Source organism: Streptomyces sp. BRA346 (assembly GCF_052851135.1).
In genome coordinates, this window is record NZ_JAIWIH010000022.1 from 98,211 (window position 1) to 116,056 (window position 17,846).

Annotated in this window: 18 protein-coding genes, 1 tRNA gene and 1 pseudogene; 13 read left to right on the forward strand and 7 right to left on the reverse strand. The window is 70.6% G+C overall.

Translation table 11 applies throughout. The features are described 5' to 3' along the window. Nucleotides 1-42 precede the first annotated feature (42 nt). The 10 genes from LCH29_RS25095 to LCH29_RS25140 all read left to right on the forward strand — a co-directional run bounded on the left by LCH29_RS25095 (nucleotide 43) and on the right by LCH29_RS25140 (nucleotide 11,638). The gene (locus LCH29_RS25095; RefSeq protein WP_446463986.1) at nucleotides 43-543 is read left to right on the forward strand and encodes a GtrA family protein; all 501 of its coding nucleotides are present in this window, start codon (nucleotides 43-45) and stop codon (nucleotides 541-543) included. Next, nucleotides 540-1,835, forward strand: a complete 1,296-nt coding sequence (locus tag LCH29_RS25100; protein ID WP_446463987.1) for a glycosyltransferase — start codon at nucleotides 540-542, stop codon at nucleotides 1,833-1,835. Before LCH29_RS25095 ends, LCH29_RS25100 begins: the two co-directional genes overlap by 4 nt. Next, complete coding sequence (locus LCH29_RS25105) at nucleotides 1,825-3,582, forward strand: ArnT family glycosyltransferase (protein WP_446463988.1); 1,758 nt, start codon at nucleotides 1,825-1,827, stop codon at nucleotides 3,580-3,582. The genes LCH29_RS25100 and LCH29_RS25105 overlap by 11 nt, the downstream gene beginning before the upstream one ends. 24 nt (nucleotides 3,583-3,606) lie before the next feature. Beyond that, nucleotides 3,607-5,055: a hypothetical protein gene (locus LCH29_RS25110; RefSeq protein WP_446463989.1), complete on the forward strand. Its 1,449-nt coding sequence runs from the start codon at nucleotides 3,607-3,609 to the stop codon at nucleotides 5,053-5,055. A 134-nt stretch (nucleotides 5,056-5,189) separates the two neighbouring features. Next, on the forward strand, nucleotides 5,190-5,621 hold the full coding sequence (locus LCH29_RS25115) for a hypothetical protein (protein WP_446463990.1): 432 nt from the start codon (nucleotides 5,190-5,192) through the stop codon (nucleotides 5,619-5,621). Between the two features lie 2 nt (nucleotides 5,622-5,623). Then, entirely contained in the window at nucleotides 5,624-7,555 is a 1,932-nt protein-coding gene (locus LCH29_RS25120) for a PAS domain S-box protein (RefSeq protein WP_446463991.1), read from the forward strand. Continuing rightward, on the forward strand, nucleotides 7,552-8,229 hold the full coding sequence (locus tag LCH29_RS25125; protein WP_123103618.1) for a response regulator: 678 nt from the start codon (nucleotides 7,552-7,554) through the stop codon (nucleotides 8,227-8,229). The genes LCH29_RS25120 and LCH29_RS25125 overlap by 4 nt, the downstream gene beginning before the upstream one ends. 192 nt (nucleotides 8,230-8,421) lie before the next feature. After that, nucleotides 8,422-9,111, forward strand: coding sequence for a response regulator (locus tag LCH29_RS25130; protein WP_446463992.1), 690 nt, complete (start codon nucleotides 8,422-8,424; stop codon nucleotides 9,109-9,111). Then, nucleotides 9,108-10,751 (forward strand): GAF domain-containing sensor histidine kinase, encoded by a 1,644-nt coding sequence (locus tag LCH29_RS25135; RefSeq protein ID WP_446463993.1) that lies wholly within the window; start codon nucleotides 9,108-9,110, stop codon nucleotides 10,749-10,751. The genes LCH29_RS25130 and LCH29_RS25135 overlap by 4 nt, the downstream gene beginning before the upstream one ends. An 86-nt stretch (nucleotides 10,752-10,837) precedes the next feature. Further along, entirely contained in the window at nucleotides 10,838-11,638 is an 801-nt protein-coding gene (locus tag LCH29_RS25140; RefSeq protein WP_446463994.1) for a polyprenyl synthetase family protein, read from the forward strand. Nucleotides 11,639-11,662: 24 nt separating this feature from the next. Here LCH29_RS25140 and LCH29_RS25145 read toward each other — a convergent pair whose 3' ends face one another. The 4 genes from LCH29_RS25145 to LCH29_RS25160 all read right to left on the reverse strand — a co-directional run bounded on the left by LCH29_RS25145 (nucleotide 11,663) and on the right by LCH29_RS25160 (nucleotide 13,644). After that, complete coding sequence (locus LCH29_RS25145; protein ID WP_446463995.1) at nucleotides 11,663-11,851, reverse strand: hypothetical protein; 189 nt, start codon at nucleotides 11,849-11,851, stop codon at nucleotides 11,663-11,665. Between the two features lie 50 nt (nucleotides 11,852-11,901). After that, a complete protein-coding gene (locus LCH29_RS25150) occupies nucleotides 11,902-13,044 on the reverse strand; it encodes a glycosyl hydrolase family 8 (RefSeq protein WP_446463996.1) in 1,143 nt (380 codons plus the stop codon). Beyond that, a complete protein-coding gene (locus tag LCH29_RS25155) occupies nucleotides 13,041-13,211 on the reverse strand; it encodes a hypothetical protein (RefSeq protein WP_446463997.1) in 171 nt (56 codons plus the stop codon). Before LCH29_RS25155 ends, LCH29_RS25150 begins: the two co-directional genes overlap by 4 nt. Before the next feature lie 76 nt (nucleotides 13,212-13,287). Then, nucleotides 13,288-13,644: a PRC-barrel domain-containing protein gene (locus LCH29_RS25160; RefSeq protein ID WP_446463998.1), complete on the reverse strand. Its 357-nt coding sequence runs from the start codon at nucleotides 13,642-13,644 to the stop codon at nucleotides 13,288-13,290. A gap of 132 nt (nucleotides 13,645-13,776) precedes the next feature. Here LCH29_RS25160 and LCH29_RS25165 point away from each other — a divergent pair, with 132 nt between their 5' ends. Then, complete coding sequence (locus LCH29_RS25165) at nucleotides 13,777-13,944, forward strand: hypothetical protein (protein ID WP_009716824.1); 168 nt, start codon at nucleotides 13,777-13,779, stop codon at nucleotides 13,942-13,944. 91 nt (nucleotides 13,945-14,035) lie between these two features. On the opposite strand, the gene LCH29_RS25170 is transcribed toward LCH29_RS25165, so the two are convergent. Beyond that, nucleotides 14,036-14,929 carry an RNA polymerase sigma factor SigF gene (locus LCH29_RS25170; RefSeq protein WP_446463999.1) on the reverse strand — a complete coding sequence of 298 codons (894 nt, stop codon included), beginning with the start codon at nucleotides 14,927-14,929 and terminating at the stop codon, nucleotides 14,036-14,038. Between the two features lie 208 nt (nucleotides 14,930-15,137). Between LCH29_RS25170 and LCH29_RS25175 the strand changes: the two genes are divergently transcribed. Together LCH29_RS25175 and LCH29_RS25180 are read left to right on the forward strand one after the other, a co-directional pair. Next, nucleotides 15,138-15,404 (forward strand): hypothetical protein, encoded by a 267-nt coding sequence (locus LCH29_RS25175; RefSeq protein ID WP_446464000.1) that lies wholly within the window; start codon nucleotides 15,138-15,140, stop codon nucleotides 15,402-15,404. Nucleotides 15,405-15,636: 232 nt separating this feature from the next. Next, nucleotides 15,637-16,026, forward strand: a pseudogene (locus tag LCH29_RS25180) (tyrosine-type recombinase/integrase); the annotation flags it as partial. A 44-nt stretch (nucleotides 16,027-16,070) separates the two neighbouring features. Here LCH29_RS25180 and LCH29_RS25185 read toward each other — a convergent pair. Both LCH29_RS25185 and LCH29_RS25190 read right to left on the reverse strand, forming a co-directional pair. Further along, nucleotides 16,071-16,147, reverse strand: a tRNA-Thr gene (locus LCH29_RS25185). A 96-nt stretch (nucleotides 16,148-16,243) separates the two neighbouring features. Then, nucleotides 16,244-17,788, reverse strand: a complete 1,545-nt coding sequence (locus tag LCH29_RS25190) for an alpha/beta hydrolase (protein ID WP_446464001.1) — start codon at nucleotides 17,786-17,788, stop codon at nucleotides 16,244-16,246. Nucleotides 17,789-17,846: the final 58 nt, after the last annotated feature.

The window sequence follows — 17,846 nt, forward strand, 5'->3', positions numbered from 1 at the left end:
GGGACTCGACGGCGATAAGAGCCTCCTGTCGAGGGAGTCGCGATGCAGCGTTTCCGAACGTTCAGTGAGCGCGCGGGAGAGCCGGGCGATCGAGCGGACGTGGCCACCGACAGGCGAAACGGGACCCCGGTCCGGGCCCGCTCGCCGCGGAAAAGGCCGGCGGGTCTGCCCGGTCTGGCGCTGCGCTTCGCGGTGGTCGGCGGGGGCGGTGTGCTGGTGAACTCGGCGGCGCTCTTCGCGCTCTACCACTGGGCCGGGCTTCCGCTTCTGGTGGCGTCCGGAATCGCGGTGGAACTCGCCGTGATCCACAACTATCTGCTCAACGACCGGTGGACCTTCGCCGTGCGCACGCCGTCGGCCAGACGTTTCGTCAAGTTCAACGTATCCGTCCTGGGCGGACTCGCGGTCAACGTCGTTCTCGTCTGGTCGCTGGTGCGCTCCGGAATGTATCTCCTGCTGGCGAATTGCCTCGGCATCTCCGCCGCGTTCGCGGTCAACTTCGCCTGTAGTACGGGATGGGTTTGGGGGAGGCGGAGCCGATGATGATCCCCATCGTCTATCTGGTGCTGGTGCTGGTCTCGCTCCTGCTCACGGTGCAGTCGACCCACGTCCTCTACCTCATGCTCTACACCTGGGACCGGCGGGACGCCGAACGGAAGGCCAGGGCGCCGGACACCTTCATTCCGCCGCGGCTCTCCTTCAGCGTGCTGCTGCCCGCCCGGCATGAGGAAGACGTCATCCAGTCCACCATCGAGCGAGTGGTCCGCGCCGACTATCCGGCCGAATTGCTGGAGGTCTTCGTGATCTGCTCACAGGACGACGACGGCACCGTGAAGAAGGCCGAGGAGAAGATCGACCAGCTGGCCCGGGAAGGGCTGCACAACGTGCGGGTCGTGGTCTTCGACGACGGGCCGATCAACAAACCGCACGGGCTCAACACCGCCCTGCCGCAGACCGCCAACCAGGTGGTGACCATCTTCGACGCCGAGGACGACATCCACCCGAAGATATTCCGGCTCGTCAACACCGTGATGGTGAAGGAGCGGGTCCGGGTGGTGCAGGCGGGCGTCCAGCTCATGAACTACCAGTCCAATTGGTATTCCACGCTGAACGTCCTGGAGTACTTCTTCTGGTTCAAGAGCCGGCTGCACTACCACGCCCACCACGGCTCCATCCCGCTCGGCGGCAACACCGTCTTCTTCGCCCGCGAACTGCTGCTGCGGCTCGGCGGCTGGGACGACCGCAACCTCACCGAGGACGCGGACATGGGCCTGCGGATCTCGGCCATGGGCGAGCGGGTGCGCGTGGTCTACGACGACCGGTACGTGACCAAGGAGGAGACGCCGCCCACCCTCGGCCACTTCATCCGGCAGCGCACCCGCTGGAGCCAGGGCTTCATGCAGACCCTGAAGAAGGGCACGTGGAAGAAGATGCCGACGCGCAAACAGCGCTGGCTGGCCTTCTACGTGCTGGTGTTCCCGCGCGGACAGGCGTTGCTCGGCCTCTATCTGCCGATCTCGCTCGGCATGATCCTGATCCTCAAGGTGCCGGTCCTGATCGCGCTCTGCTCGTATCTGCCCGTACTGCTGCTGGTCGCGCACTTCCTGGTGCAGATGGTCGGCCTGTACGAGTTCACCGGCGCCCATGGCCTCGAGGCCTCGCCGAAGGCCGTCCTCCGGATGGCGATCGCCTGGTTCCCGTTCCAGATGGTCCTGGCGTACGCGGCGCTGCGGGCCATGCGGCGGCAGCTGGCCGGCCGCCACGACTGGGAGAAGACACAGCACGTGGGCGCCCACCGGGGCTCGACCGAGGAGGCGGAGTCGCGTGTCGCATGACCCCGTGCCCAGCCGGGCACCCTCGAACCCGCCGGTCGCCGTCGGCAAGAACGCCGACCCGAACGCCGGCCGGGCCGATCAGACCACGGACCAGGATCAGGCCGCCCCGCAGCGGCCCCCCGCGCGGCGCCGCCGCCGGTTCTCCGTGGAGCGCGGCTGGTTCCCGCCGCTGGGGAACGCCGGGAAGATCGCCCTGGCGGTCTCCCTGCTGACCGGAGCGCTCACCCACGGCTACCACCTGTTCCGCTACCCCCTCTACCTCACCGACGAGGGCATCTACATGCAGCGGGCCTGGTCGCTGGTGCGCGAGACCAGCCTGTCCCCGTACACCTACGACTACGACCACGCTCCGGCGGGCTGGATCACGCTGGCCGGCTGGGTCTTCCCGCTGCCGCAGCAGTTCGAGACGTTCGGCAACGCGATCAACACCGGTCGCTTCCTGATGCTCCTGGTTCATGTCGCGAGCGTCTATCTGCTGTTCGAGATCACCCGGCGGCTGTCGGGCAGCGTGCTGGCCGCCACCGTCGCCGCGTTCTTCTTCAACGTCTCGCCGATCGCGGTCTACTACCAGCGCCAGGTGCTGCTGGACAACCTGATGATGTTCTGGCTGCTGCTGAGCCTGTTCGCCCTGCTGCGCCGGGAGACCACCATCAGGTCGGTGTTCGGCGGCGGAATGGCGCTGGGGCTCGCGCTGATCACCAAGGAAAACGCGATCTTCTTCGTGCCGAGCTTCATCTATCTGCTCTACCGGCGGATCAAGGGGTCGCCGAGCCACCGGTTCCTGCGGACGCTCTGGCCGTTCGCCGCAGCGGCCCCGATCGGCGCCTATGTGACGTACGCGCTGCTCAAGAACGAGCTGCTGCCGAGCAGTTTCGACTTCGACCTGAACAACCCGCCCGCGGACCACGTCTCGCTGCTCTACACCCTGTGGTGGCAGCTCAACCGCAGCCAGGGCAACCTGCTCAGCCACGACGGGCTGCTGTACACGAGCTGGCTGATGCGCGACTCGTTCATGCTGATCGCCGGGTTCGGGGCGATGCTGCTGTGCCTGTGGTGGGGGCTGCGGGACCGGCAGCGCAACCTGGGCTACCTGATCATCGGGACCCTGGCCTTCGGCTACACCTTCTACCTGCTGCGCGGCAGCGTGGTGCTGGACTTCTACGTCACCCCGCTGATCCCCATGTTCGCGATGAGCATCGGCATGACCGTGGACCGGCTGCTGAAGGCCTCGTTCAAGAACCGCTTCGTGCGGGGAGCCCATTCGCTCGTCCGGGTCGGTGCGCCCTCGCTGGTCGCGGTCGTCCTGCTGATGTCACCGTCCTCCGGATATCTGGTGCACACCAATACCGAGGGCGTCGTACAAATCGCGGACCAGTATCAGACGAAGATCAATCTCACCAAAATGCAGCATGATCAGATCGCCTGGGTGCGGAAACACGTCCCGTCCAATTCGCGCATCATCATGGACGACGACCTGTGGGGAGAGCTGCACGATGTGCGCCCGTTCTACCCGTACGCGCATTCCCATTGGAACGCCGCATCCGACCCCGATGTGCGCGACAAGCTGTTCAAAAAGAGATGGCAGAACATCGACTACATCATCCTGTCGAACAAGATGCGCAAGTCGATGGCCACAAACAATGCCGACGGGCGCGAGAACTGGATTCTCAAGGCCCTCCAGAATTCCGACCGGGTCTGGTCGAGAATCCAGGGCAACATCAAGCTCGAAATCTACCGGGTGCAATAGCCGCGGGAAGAGGAGGTGAAGGCCATGCCTGAGTACGACGACGACTGGGATGTTCCGGAGGACAGGGATGTTCCCGAGTACGAGGAGAAATCCCCGGACGGGAGCGACCCGGGCGACAAGCCCAAGAAAAAGCTCACCTGGAAGACCGTCCTGCTCGCTCTCGTGGTCTTCGCGATCGTCGGATCGCTCGTGCAGGTGATCGCGCGCGGTGGCTTCGGTGGCGCCCTCGACACCACCGGCAACGGAGGCGGCGGCGCCCCGAAGAAGGGGCATCCGCAGGAGCGGCAGGAGGTACGGCCGCCCAAGCAGCCCAAGACCATCAAGCTGGGCAACCAGCGCATCCCGCAGGCGTCCGGCCCGATCATCGTGCTCAACCCGGGCCTGGTGACCCCCGGCGGCAAGGCGACGGTCGAGGGCGGCGGCTTCGGCAAGAAGTCCACCGTGGACCTGCTGCTCAAGGCCCGGGCGTCGGACACCAAGGGCCGGGCGATCGGCAGCGTCAAGACCGACCGCTACGGCTCGATCTACGCCCGGTTCACCGTGCCCGAGTCCAACAGCGGACGGCCCGCCACCCTCGTCGCCCAGCAGCGCGGCAGCGCCAACGCGGCCGAGGCCAAGGTGATCACCGGCGGTGCGGTCGGCACCGCGCGGATCAACAAGATGGTCGGCCGCCCCGGCGACATCGTCTCGGTCAGCGCCCACGGCTTCCGGCCCGGCGAGTCGATCGACGTCTTCTGGGGACGGACCACCGGCACCCCCGTCACCACGCTGCACACCGACAGCGGCGGCAGCGTGGGCCGCGCGGACATCAAGGTCGGGGTGGCCCCGACCGGCAACAGCACGCTGGTCCTGGTGGGCAAGCGCAGCAAGACCACGGCCACCGCGCCCTTCCAGATGCTGGCCATGTACCCGTCGATGAAGTCCAAGCCGTACGCGCTCAAGGCCGGTCAGCGGATCACGCTGTCCGCCAACAAGTTCGCGCCCGGCGAGCGGGTCCTGGTCTACATCAACCGCAACAGCGGGCTGCCCGCCTTCACCGCCCAGGCGAACGGCATGGGCCAGATCCGCGACGTGGCGTTCAACGTGCCGTTCGGGCTCAAGGGCCGCCAGACGCTGATGGCGATCGGCGACCAGAGCCGGGCCGTGGTGCGCTCCGGCTTCACGGTGCTGCCGTACTCCCCGTCCGCCGAGCCCAGCGCCTTCGGCGGCAGGGCGGGCACCACGCTGAGCTTCTACGTCGCGGGCTTCGCCCCGGGCGAGACGGTGGTCGCGTACGCCGGGTCCGGCTCCACCGGGCAGCGGAAGATCGGGACCTTCCAGGTCGACGAGCGGGGCAAGGCGTCGGCGGTGGGCTCGTACCGGATCACCGCGGCCGATGAGAACGGCGTCGCCTTCCAGCTCGTCGGCCAGAAGAGCGGCGGTATCGCCAAGGCCAGCATCAACATGTCCTCGGGCCACGGACAGAACGATTAGGTACACCGGTGACGCCGGTGACGTCGGCGAAGACGCCCGAGCGGGAACGTGGGCCGGTCCGTCCGGCGGCCTCGGGGGCCAGGGGCCCACGTTCGCGATAGTCCGGAGATGTACCATGCGTCCTGGAGTGTCCTATGAGTATTATTTTCGGCCCTAACTCGCGAAGAGTCCTCCAGTTCCTGACCCATATCGAGGACCTCTCCCCCGAAGAAATCGACCGGGTGGCCGATCTGTGGAAGCAGACCTCCAGCCAGACCCGCGCCGAGGGATGGGCGGAGGTCCACCGCACCACGACCGACGAAGAGCGGTACCGCATCCTCGTGGCCGCCGCCGTCGCGCGGCGGGCCGCCCTGGACGCGGCCCGGACCCACCGGCGCCACGACTGGGCCTTCTGGGCCGCGGTGTGGGACGCCGCGGCGGCGGTCGCCGTGTGCGATCGCATCGGAAGCCACTACAACGTGCTGGTCGCGCCGCTCGCCGCGGTCATGCCGTCGCTGTCGCACTGCCGGCGCGATGAACTCAGCACCCGCGAACTCCAGGGTGCCGTCCTCAAGGGAGGTGGGTAGCGATGGGTGACGACCGGATCGACGTTGTGGTGGCCGATGACGACCCGGCAGTCCGGGAGGCCCTCGCGGACCTCATCGACTCCCACCCCGACCTGGAACTCGTGGGCCTCGCCATCGACCACGAGCAGGCCGTGCACGAGGCGGTCCTCCACCACCCCCGCGTCGTGATCATGGACGTGCACATGCCCAAGGGCGACGCCCCGGGCAGCGTCCGCGCCATCCGTGACCAGGCCCCCGACGCCCGCGTGGTCGCGCTGTCCGCCCACGGCGACCGCGAGACCGTCCTCAACATGCTCGCCGTCGGTGCCACCGGCTACCTGGTCAAGGGCACCCCGGCCGAGGAGATCCTGGAGGCGATCAACAGGGCCGCCCGCGACCAGTTCTCCATGTCCGCCGATCTGCTCGCCGACTGCGCGGAGCCGCTGCGCCGCGCCGACCGTGCCTCCTGGCGGTTCGAGGACCTGGTGGGCGGGCGGCTGGAGGAGTCGTACGTGGACCTGCTCGGCCACGCCCCCTGCGGCGTGCTGGTCCTCGGTTCCCGCGGCCGGATCGAGTTCGCGAACGCCCACGTACGGCACATGTTCGGCTACAGCTCGGCCGAGCTGCGCGACAAGCGGCTGCGGGACCTCGTCCCCGAGCGCTACCGCACCGCCTCCGAACAGCTCGTCGGCCGGGTGTTCAGCGCGCCCTCCGCGATGGCGGGCCGCCGCCGGGACGGCACCGAGTTCCCCGCCCAGTTCAGCGGCGGCCATCTCCAGGGCAAGCGGGCCCGCGGCGTCGTCTTCGTCGCCGACCTGAGCCAGCTGCGGGCCGCCGAGAGCCGGTTCCGCCAGCTCATCGAGTCCTCCCCGGACGCGATGATGATCGTCGACGCCGCCGGGCGCGTCCAGGCCGCCAACAACCGCACCGAGGCCCTCTTCGGCTACGACCGCGACCACCTCATCGGCCGCGCCGTCGAGGCGCTGCTGCCCGACCAGCCGCTGACCATCTCGCTGCGCGAGTGGGACGAGTCCGAGGAGCCGCTCGGCCACAGCATGGAGCTGGTCGGCCGGCGCAGCGACGCCAAGCAGTTCCCGGCCGACGTCAGCATCAGCCCGCTGCGCACCGAGGAGGGGCTGCTGACCGTCCTGACCGTCCGGGACATCACCGAGGTGCAGCGCGCCCAGTTCGTCCTGGAGCGCAGCCTGGAGCTGCTGGAGGTCACCGACCGGGACCGGCAGGCCCTGCTCAGCCATCTGGTCCACGCCCAGGAGGCCGAGCGCGGGCGGATCGCCGCGGACATCCACGACGACACCATCCAGGTGATCACCGCGGCCAGCCTCCGGCTCCAGCAGCTGCGGCGGCGGCTGCGGGACCCGGAGGAGCAGCGGGTGATGGACAAGCTGGACGAGACCCTGAAGCTGTCGCTGAGCCGACTGCGGCAGCTGATCTTCGACCTCCGCCCGTCCAGCCTGGAGCACGGCTGCCTGGCCGCCGCGCTGCGCGGGCTGCTGGAGCAGATCCGTACCGAGACCGGGCTCACCTACCGTCTTGAGGACCGGCTCGCGGCCAAGCCGCCCGCCGAGACCATGGCGCTGATCTACCGGACCGCGCAGGAAGCCCTGATGAACGTGCGCAAGCACGCCCGGGCGAAGACGGTGCACGTCCAGCTGCTCGGGCTGGACGAGGGCTGTCTCGTACGGATCGTCGACGACGGCCAGGGCTACAACCCCCTCGAAGTCGAGTCCCGCCCGGGCCACCTCGGGCTGTCCCTCATCCAGGAGCGCGCCCAGATCGCGGGCGGCTGGTGCCGCATCGAGAGCGCCCCGGGCACGGGCACCACCGTCGAGTTCTGGGTGCCGCTGGGCGATCCGCCGGTCCCGGACCTCGGCGCTCCGTCCGTCGGCACCCCGTCCCTCGGCTGCCCGGCCTCGGAAGGGGAACCGGAGCCGTGACCGCCCCGGCGGAGCTGACCAAGGTCCTGATCGTCGAGGACCACCGGGTGGTCGCCGAGGGGCTGTGGGCGCTGCTGGCCGAGTACGGGGACCTGACCGTGGTCGGGTGGGCCGACTCGGTCGCCGAGACCGTGCCCATGGCCAAGGAGCTGTCCCCCGATGTGGCCCTGATCGACTTCCGGCTGCCCGACGGCACCGGGGCCGACGCGGCCGCGGGCATCCGGGCCCATGACCCCTCCTGCGCGATCGTGATCCTCAGCGCCGACGCCAGCGACTCCGCGCTGCTGGCCGCGGTGGAGGCGGGCGCCTGCGGCTATCTGCTGAAGTCGGCGAGCGGCGACGAGATCGCCTCCGCCATCCGCTCCGCCGCCGAGGGCGAGACCCTGATCCCCGCCGGAACCCTGGTGGAGGTGCTGTCCCGGCACCGCGAGTCGGCGCGCTCGACCGCCGAGCAGACCGGGCGGCTGGAGAGCCTGACCCGGCGCGAGCAGGAGATCCTCACCCTAATGGGCCAGGGCCTGGACAACCGGGCGGTCGCGGAACGCTTGCTCATCAGCTACGCGACCGTGCGCACCCATGTGCGCAAGATCCTGGAGAAGCTGGAGGTGCGCTCGCAGCTGGAGGCGGTCGCCAAGGCCACCGAGTGGGGTTTCCGCCCCGTCGAACCGGAGTGAGGGGCCGGGGCCCCTCGGCCCTCCGCCGTCTCCGTCAACCGGGGGCGGACGAATGGGGGACGAAATCCCCCGACTGATGGAATTCCGGACACCGCTCACCGGGTTCCCCTCCCGTGCGCACCCCCTGCGCGCAGCTGGACGCTCCGTTCCGTTGTTCCCGTCGTTCTCCTTTTCGTGGGCAGGTGAGTCAACGTGGCGCTTCGCGTTCTGATCGCAGACGATCATGCGGTGGTCAGGCAGGGCCTGCGCATGATTTTGGGACTCGACAACGAGATCAAGGTGGTCGGCGAGACGACCAACGGCCGCGAGGCCGTACGGCTGGCCCGGGAGCTGTGCCCCGACGTCGTCCTCATGGACCTGCTGATGCCCGTGATGGACGGGGTGTCGGCCACGGCGGAGATCCGCCAGGACATCCCCGAGGTCGAGGTCGTGGCGCTGACCAGCTCCCTCGACGACGCCATGGTGATGGGCGCCGTACGGGCCGGGGCGATCGGCTTCCTGCTGAAGAACGCCGAGGCCGACGACCTGAGGAACGCGGTGAAGGCCGCGGCCGCCGGCCAGATCCATGTCTCCCCCGCCGCGATCTCCCGGCTGATGGGCCAGGTCCGCGAGCCGAGCGGCCCGGAACAGCTCACCGAGCGGGAGACCGAGGTGCTCACCATGCTGGCCCGCGGCAAGGCCAACAAGGAGATCGCCCGCGATCTGCGGATCGGCCAGCAGACCGTGAAGACGTACGTGAGCCACATCCTGACCAAACTCGGCGTCCACAGCCGCACCCAGGCGGCGGTGTACGCGGTGCAGTCGGGCCTGGTGCCGGCCGGTGAGCTGACCCCGCCCGAGGCGGTGGAGTCCACGACGAGGGAGCAGTGGTGGTCGGCGTGATCGCGTTTGAGATCCATGGGCACCGGTACGGGTGCGGATGCGGCCGGGGATACGGCTTCCCGTTCCGCCGGCGGGGGCGCCGCGCGGCGCTCGCCGAGGTCACCGGGCAGGTCCTGGCAGGCGAGCCGGGCGACGAGGTGCTGCGGCTGATCGCCGCCCGCCTGCGCGAGCTGCTGGGAGCCGACCTGGCGCGGGTGATGGTGCTGGAGCCGGGCGACGTCCTGGCCGTACGCGCCACCGACGGCACCCCGGACGCCGTCCCCCGCGGGCTGCTGACCCCGGGCGGGTCCGCGCCCGCCCGCAAGGCGATCCGCGCCGGGCGGCCCACGGTCTCCGGGGGCGAGCGCCAGTCCCCCTTTCGCCGTGCGCCGCACGACGCGGCCCTGACCTCCGTACTGGACGCGCCGCTGCTGGTGCGCGGCCAGGTCGCGGGCGTGATCGAGGTCGCGACGAGGCGCGGCGGCCGACGGCTCACCCGGGCCGACGTGCGGACCGTCCGGATGTTCGCGGAGCCCGCCGGGCTCGCCGTGGCCCGGCTCCGCGGCCGCGAACAGCTGCGCCGCGTCGCCGCCACCACCGCCGCGGCCGCCGGACAGGGCTCCGTACGGCGCACGCTGGACTCCCTGGCCGCGGGCGCGGTGGCCCGTACCTCCGCCGCGAGCTGCACCGTCTACCTCCTGGAGCCCGGCCCTGGCGCCGTCCTGCGCATGGCGGGCGGCGGCCACGGGCACACCCCGCCGTCCCGCACACCCGCGCTGGAGGCGATCGCGGCCGCCGCGCCCGTGTTTTATGAGGGCGAGCCCGGGACCTCGGGCACCCCGGCGCGGGGCGCGGTCGCCGCCTGGCCGCTGCTGCGCGAGACCACCGTGATCGGCGCGATGTGCTGCCACTTCCCGGCGGGCCGCCGCCCCGGCGAGACCGACATGACCGTCCTGGAGGTGATCGCGGGCCACGCGGCGTGCGCGGTGGAGGACGACCGGCAGCGCGCGGCCGCCCGGGAGACGGCGGTACGGGAGGAACGGCAGCGGGTCTCCCGGGAGCTGCACGACTCGGTCTCGCAGGCGCTGTACGGCATCGCCCTGGGCGCCCGTACCGCCCGTGAACTGCTGGAACGCGACCTGGCCGAGCCGACAGGGGTGGCCGAGCTGGCCCAGCTCGCCGAGCCGATCGAGTACATCAGGCGGCTCGCGGACGTCGCCATCGCCGAGACCCGCACCCTGCTGTGCCAGCTGCGGCCCGAGCACCTGGAGGCCGAGGGCCTGGTCGCCGCGCTCACCCAGCACGTGGAGACGCTGCGGGACCGGTACGGCATCACGGCCGAGGCGACGCTCGGGTCCGAGCCGGAGACCACCCCGGAGGCCAAACACGCCCTGTACCGGATCGCACAGGAGTCGCTGCACAACATCGCCAAGCACTCCCGGGCCCGGAACGTCACCCTCCACCTGCTCAGCGGCCCCGGCACGGTCACGCTGACCGTGGCCGACGACGGCGTGGGCTTCGACTCCCAGGGCACGTTCCCCGGCCACCTCGGGCTGCTCTCGATGCGGGAACGGGCCCGCGAGGTGGGCGGCACTCTGCTCGTGGACAGCCGCCCGGGGCAGGGCAGCCGGATCCGGGCCACGGTCCCGGCCGAGCCCTGAGCCGGACCCGGGCGACATATGAGACATTGCTGACCTCTGGGCCCTGCTGTCCTCTGGACCCTGCTGACTTGTGAAGGGAGCCCCGGGTGACCGTCGTCGGGAACCACACACGGGAACCGGACCTGCGGGCCGCGCTGGCGGCGGTCGAGGAGAGCCTCGTGGAGGCCACCCGCAGCGACGTGCCGTTCATCTCCGGGACCGCCCGCCATCTGGCACGCCCGGGCGGCCGCCGCTTACGGCCGCTGCTGGTCCTGCTGGCCGCCCGGTTCGGCGACCCGGACGCACCGGGCGTGGTGCCCGCGGCGGTCGTCGTCGAGCTGACCCACCTGGCGACGCGCTACCACGACGACGTACGGCACGAGGCGAAACCCTCGGTCGCCGTCCTCATCGGCGACTTCTTCTTCGCCCGCGCCTCCCGCCTCCTGGCCGGGCTGGGGCCACGGGCCGTACGGCTCCAGGCCGACGCGTTCAAATGCCTGGTCAGCGGCCAGATCCTGGAGACGACCGGCCCCCGCGACGGCCACGACCCGGTCGCCCACCACCTACGGACCCTGGCCGCCCGCACCGGCGCCCTCACCGCCGTCTCCGGCCGACTCGGCGCGCTGACCTCCGGCGCCACGGAGGAGACCGCGGACGCCCTCGCGGTGTACGGCGAGCGGCTGGGCGTGGCCCGCCACCTCGCCGCCGAACTGCGCTCCCCGGTCCACGGCGCCCCCACCCTGCCGGTCCTGCTCTCCGGCGACCCGGCGGCCCCGGCCACGACCGAGGCCCGCGACGAGGTGCTCCGCCAATGCGCCGCGGCCCGCGCGGCCCTCACCCCGCTCCCACCCGGCCCGGCCCGCACGGCCCTGGCGGAACTCTGCGACGCGGTGGCCGAAGACACCTGACCCCGACAGCCGCCACGGCCGCGCTCAGGACGGCCGCTCGCCCCGTGACAGCGCCTTCCCGAACCGCCGCAGCCGGGCCAGCGCCCCGGGGTCCAGCGGCTCCCGCCGCCGCACCAGCGCCCGCGCCAGGACCCGCCGCACCTCCGCGCCCGCACCACCACACCGGCACGCGCCCGTACCCGCGCCCTGGCTGGGTCCCCTGTGTGTCTCCACCCCACGGGAACCCCGCCCGGCGCCACCCGATTCCACTCCCGGGGACCGGGCTACGGCGCCCACCAGTTGTGGCTGACCACCAGCATCGCCTGCACCTGCACGCTCGCCGCGTAGTACCGGTCCGGCACCGGCGGCGACGCCGCCATCCACCCCCACAGCGCGTCCAGCCACTCCTGACCGCCGCCGCCCACCATCGCCGCCACCCCGAACGGCGCGACGAACGCCCCGGACGCGCCCTCCCCGTACGCCGCGCCGTCCAGCCGGTACCCGCACCGGATCCGGGCCGGATCACCGTGCGTCGCCGCGCGCATCCACCGCCCCATCCGCCCGGCGGCGGCCCGCGCCCGCGCGTCGCCGCTCACCACCGCGTCCACGCCGATCCGCCAGGGGTCGCGGCAGGCGTTCCAGTGGTGGTCGCCGTCGTGCTCGCTCTCCAGCACCCGCCCCGGCGCCGGCTTCGGATGGCTTCCCGTGTCCACCACGAAGTCCGGGAGCAGCCCGGTGTCCGGCGCGTACTGCCGCTGCAACGCCTCCACCAGCGACAGATGCGTGTCCAGCGCCGCGCCCCACCGCGGGTCCCCCGTCACCGCCCGGAACGCCCTGAAGTGGCCGGGCATCCAGTCCGAGGTGCGGGAGACCTCGTCGAAGTGGCCCGAGGACCAGTCGCCGAGCTTGATCGGCCCGCCCGACGCGGGCAATCCCGTCTCCCGGAGGGCGTCGATCCGGCGGAGGGCCCGCGCCCGGTAGTCGCCGCCCCACTGCCGGTCCGCGAGCAGCAGCCCGTACGCGATGTCCAGGTCACCGTCGGTCGCGGAATTCGCCCCTCCGACGTCCCGCCCCGCATCGTCCTGCTGGGCGGCATGCAGATCGGGATGACCGGAGGACGGATGGGCGAGGACATACCGGAAAATCCCGTCGAAGACGTCCCGGGCCTCGGGGTCGGCGCCCGCCATCAGCGCGCTGATCACCATGCCGTACCCCTGCGCCTCGGCGACGTACGGATACGCGGCGTCGGGGGCGTACACCGCGCACGAACCATCACCCCGGGGCCGTACGAAGTGGCGCTTCCACAGCCGGTAGTGCTCCAGAACCCGCTGGTCGGCGGCCGCCGGGTCGCCGGAGAACCGCAGCGTACCGGGGGCGTACGGAAAGGAATGGACGCCGAACGGAACACCGACCCGGTCGGTCCTCATCGCAGTGGCCGCCGCCGCGCCCGCCGCGACCAGTGCACGGCCAGGAAGATCACATCGCCCACGAACACCGCCACGCCGACGATCAGCAGATAGCTCAGCCCGGTCACCACCGTGCCGATGAGCCCGAGCACCATCGCCACGATCACGAAGAAGAGGAAGAGAGCCACCGCGCGACACCTCCCGCCCCCTCAGGGACCACCGCCGCCCCCATCGGCAACCAGGGACAACCGCCCGCGCACCCCATCAGCGGCGGGCGAGCCGCCGCTGACCGCCGACGCCCGCCGTGTACGCCTTGCCGTAGTACTGGAAGATCGCGCCCTCCTCGTCGGCGGGCAGCACATCGTCCACACCCAGCGACGGGGCCTTCTTCACCAACGCCCGCGCATACGCCACCTTGACGTAGCCCGGCCCCACGATCGCGTCGTCCACGGGAACGAAGACCAGTCGGTGCCGGGTGGGCACCCCGGTACGGACCGTCGCCATCTCGGGCTGGTCGGTCGACGTCGACACGTAGACCGACTCCAGCGCGCCGATCTTGCGCCCTTCGTCGTCCACGACATCGCGGTCGCGCCACTCACGGATATCAGCCGGCTGGATCATGATCATCACCCTCTGCCCTGGCCGCCCTCTACACCTCCAGGCTGCGCCTCGCGACGGCGTTCGACAACTGACCGAAATGATCAGGAGTGTGCCCTACGCGGAGGGGTACTCGGGCGTCGGAGGTTGATAATCATGGTCCCCCTTCTCGTGGTACTGCTTCTCGCGCTCCTCCTCTTCGGTGCCGGGTTCGCCCTGAAGGCACTGTGGTGGATCGCCGTCATCGTTCTCGCGGTCTGGCTGCTCGGCTTCATCGTCCGCCCCACGACGGGCGGTCGCAGGGGACGCTGGTACCGCTGGTAGCACACCACAAGGAAAGTGGGGCCCGACCGGATTCCCGGTCGGGCCCCACTCATACGCTCATCGAGCTTCGCTCGAGCTCATCGCAGTCGGCCTAGTCGGCCAGCATCCCGCGCCGCAGCCGCGTCAGCGACTTCGTGAGCAGCCGCGACACGTGCATCTGGGAGACACCCAACTCGGCACCGATCTCGGACTGGGTCATCTCCTCGCCGAACCGCATCTGAAGGATGCGCCGGTCCCGCTCCCCGAGCTGCTCCACCAGCGGCTTGAGGGCGTGCAGGTTCTCCACGACCTCCATCGCGGGATCGACCTCACCGATCCGGTCCGCGTACGTGGTGACACGGGTCGTACCGGTCTCGGGATCGGCGGGCGCGTCCAGCGACGAGGTGCTGTAACCATTGCTGGCCACCAGCCCGTCGAGCACCTCGTCCTCGCTCAGGTTCAGGTGCTCGGCCAGCTCGGTCGTCGTCGGCGACCGGTCGAACCGCTGGAACAGCTCCTCGTTCGCCTTGGCCAGGTCGATCCGCAACTCCTGCAACCGGCGCGGCACATGCACCGCCCAGCTCGTGTCGCGGAAGAACCGCTTGATCTCACCGACGATGTACGGAACGGCGAAGGTCGTGAACTCGACCTCGCGGCTCAGGTCGAACCGGTCGATCGCCTTGATCAACCCGATCGTCCCGACCTGGACGACGTCCTCCATCTCCACCGAACGATTACGGAACCGCCGGGCGGCGTACCGCACCAGTGACAGGTTCAACTCGATCAGGGTGTTCCGCACGTACTGGTAGTCGTGCGTCCCCTCTTCCAACTCGGTGAGCCGGTCAAGGAAGACCTTGGTCAGCGCACGAGCGTCCTGTGGCGTCACCTTGGTCGGGTCCGTTACGGCCGGCAGCCCCACAACCCCACACGTCCGCTCAGCCTCCCCTGCCGTCAGCTCTGACGAATCCACGGTTGCCGTGCCGTTCACTTCGCCCTCCCTGCCCATCGGCTTGCTTCAGCTGAACGAGGACCCGCCTACCCACCATTCACACCCCCATGCCCAATTCCTTGAACAACGAGGCGGCTTCCGCCACCGCCCGCCCCCACCCATCCACCCCGTTGCCCCTCTCCCCCAAAGATCGCCACTCACGGCGAACCGCTGACCTTCCCCAACTCGTCTACGACGGTGACCAGCTAGGGAAGGTAAGCGCTCGATGGGCTCTCTGTTCACCATCGTGATGGTCACCGCGGTCTTCCTGGTGATCATCACCGTCTTCGCAAAAGCGGCCAAATCCGGATCGAAAGGCACTCCCCTCGAACTCAACCGCGGCCGACGCCGCAACTCCGGCAGCTGGTGGGCCGGAGGCAGCGGCGGCTCGTCCTGCGGCGGCAACTCCTCGTGCGGCGGAGGCTCGTCCTGCGGCGGAGGAGGCGGTGGTGGCGGAGGCTGCGGCGGAGGAGGAGGCGGAGGAGGCGGCTGAACGGACTCCAACTCCAGCGAAAAGCCCAGGCCACACGAGATGTGACCTGGGCTTCGCAGGAACATCCCCGCGGGTGCGGGGAGCGGCCGGCGCCTCGGCAGGCCGCTGTCCTTCAGTGAGCTCCCGTCGGGTCAAGGGGTGGCGCTCTTCGCGGACCACAGTCCCACGAGATCGCGGTAGAGATCGGACTCCGCGAGCATCCGGTCGTGGCTCCCGATCCGCGGGGCCCCGCCGGGCAGCAGAAGGTGAGGAGTGGGAGGAGCACGACGTCGTGTTCACGCGGCCGGACGGCCGACCGCTCGATCCCCGCGCGGACTGGGAGGAGTTCAAGGAGCTGCTGGAGGAAGCGGGGATCAGCGACCGCCGCCTGTACGACGGAAGTCGCCACACCGCAGGCACGATCCTGAACGAGCTGTGGACATGCCCACCATCCTGGAGATCCTGCGGCACACCCAGATCAGCCAGACCCGGCGGCAGGAAGGGCCGATCCGCCCTCTCGAAGGACGCGATGCGCCGCATGGGCGAGTTCTTCGTGCCCAGGCCCGAGAACCTCGCTGCGATCAAGACTGATTCCGTCGACACTCGCGCTGCCCGCTCATGTCGCCGCCGACGCATCCGCTGACACACAAAACCCCAGCTCAGACACTGCCTGACCTGGGGTTCCAGTGGAGCCGCCTAAGGGAATCGAACCCTTGACCTACGCATTACGAGTGCGTCGCTCTGGCCGACTGAGCTAAGGCGGCATGCTGGTGGTGCCTGATCGGCAACAGCAGCTTCGCCAAGTCTACACAGTCCCGGGGGGTGCTCCGTACGGGGTTCCGGGGCGGTGGACCGGGAGGTCAGGTGCAGCGGCGGTGGGTGGGGGNGGGGGGTCGGCCGGTGAGGAGGTAGGTGTTGATCACGGTGTCGACGCAGCCGCTGCCGCGGGAGTAGGCGGTGTGGCCGTCGCCGTCGTAGGTGAGGAGGGTGGCGGAGGTGAGCTGGGAGGCGAGGGCGCGGGCCCAGCGGTACGGGGTGGCGGGGTCGCGGGTGGTGCCGACGACGACGATGGGGGCGGCGCCCTCGGCCCGGAGGGGGTGGGGGTGGCCGGTCGGGCGGACGGGCCAGTAGCCGCAGTTCAGGGCGGACCAGGCCAGGGACCTGCCGAAGACGGGGGATGCCTTCTCGAAGGCGGGGAGGGACGCGCGGACGTCGGCGGGGGTGCGGAACGCGGGTGGGAGGTCGAGGCAGTTGACGGCGGGGTTGGCGTACATGAGGTTGGCGTAACGGCCGTCGGTGTCGCGCTCGTAGTAGAGGTCGGCGAGGTCCAGCAGACCCTTGCCGTCGCCGCGTTGGGCCGCGCGGAGGGCGGTGCGCAGCTGCGGCCAGGCGCCCTCGTCGTACATCGCGGTGATCACGCCGATGGTGGCGAGGGATTCGGTCAGCGTGCGGGAGCCGCCGGTGGGGACCGGGTGGGAGTCGATGCGGCGGAAGAGGGCGCCGAGCCGCTTGCGGGCGTCTCCGACGGTGCCGGTGCCGAGGGGGCAGCCGGAGCGGCGGAGACAGTCGCGGGCGAAGGCGGTGAAGGCGGTTTCGAAGCCCGCGGTCTGGTCGCGGTTCATGCGCCGGGAGGTCAGCGTGGGGTCGAGGGCGCCGTCGAGGACGAGGCGGCCGACGCGGGCCGGGTAGAGGTCGGCGTAGGTGGCGCCGAGGAAGGTGCCGTAGGAGGCGCCGACGTAGGCGAGTTTGCGGTCGCCGAGGGCGGCGCGCAGGAGGTCCATGTCGCGTGCCGCCTCGACGGTCGAGACATGGCCGAGGACGCGGCCGGAGCGGGCCGCGCAGCCGCGGGCGAACTTCTTGTACGCGGCGACGAGCCGACGGATCTCGACGGGGTCGTCGGGGGTCTGGTCGGTCCGGGTGAAGGAGTCCATCTGCCGGTTGTTCAGGCAGGTGACGGGTTCGCTCCCGGCCACTCCGCGCGGGTCCATCGCGACCAGGTCGTACCGTGCACGGACCGGCGCCGGGTAGCCGATCGCCGCGAAGCTCTGGAGATAGCCGATCGCGGAGCCGCCCGGGCCGCCCGGGTTCACCAGGAGCGAGCCGATGCGGCGGGCGGAGCGGGTCGCCTTCTTCCGGGAGACCTCCAGCTTCAGGTCCCGGCCGGCGCCGGGCCTGGCGTAGTCGAGCGGGGCCTTCAGCGTGGCGCAGTCGAAGCCCGCGCCGCCGGGGCACTTGTGCCAGGTCAAGGTCTGTTCGTAGTAGGGCTTGAGGGCGGTGGGGACGGCCGTCGGCAGGGATGCGGCGGGCGGCGCCGAGGCTCCTACGGAGCAGCCTGAGAACAGCAAGGCGGCGCCCGCGACGGCGGCGCCGATGGTGGTGAGCGTGCTGCTGCGGCTGGTGGCCATCGGCGGATCCCTCGGGTCGCGGGCGCTGGCGAGGAACCGCCAGCGATACGGAGGGTAT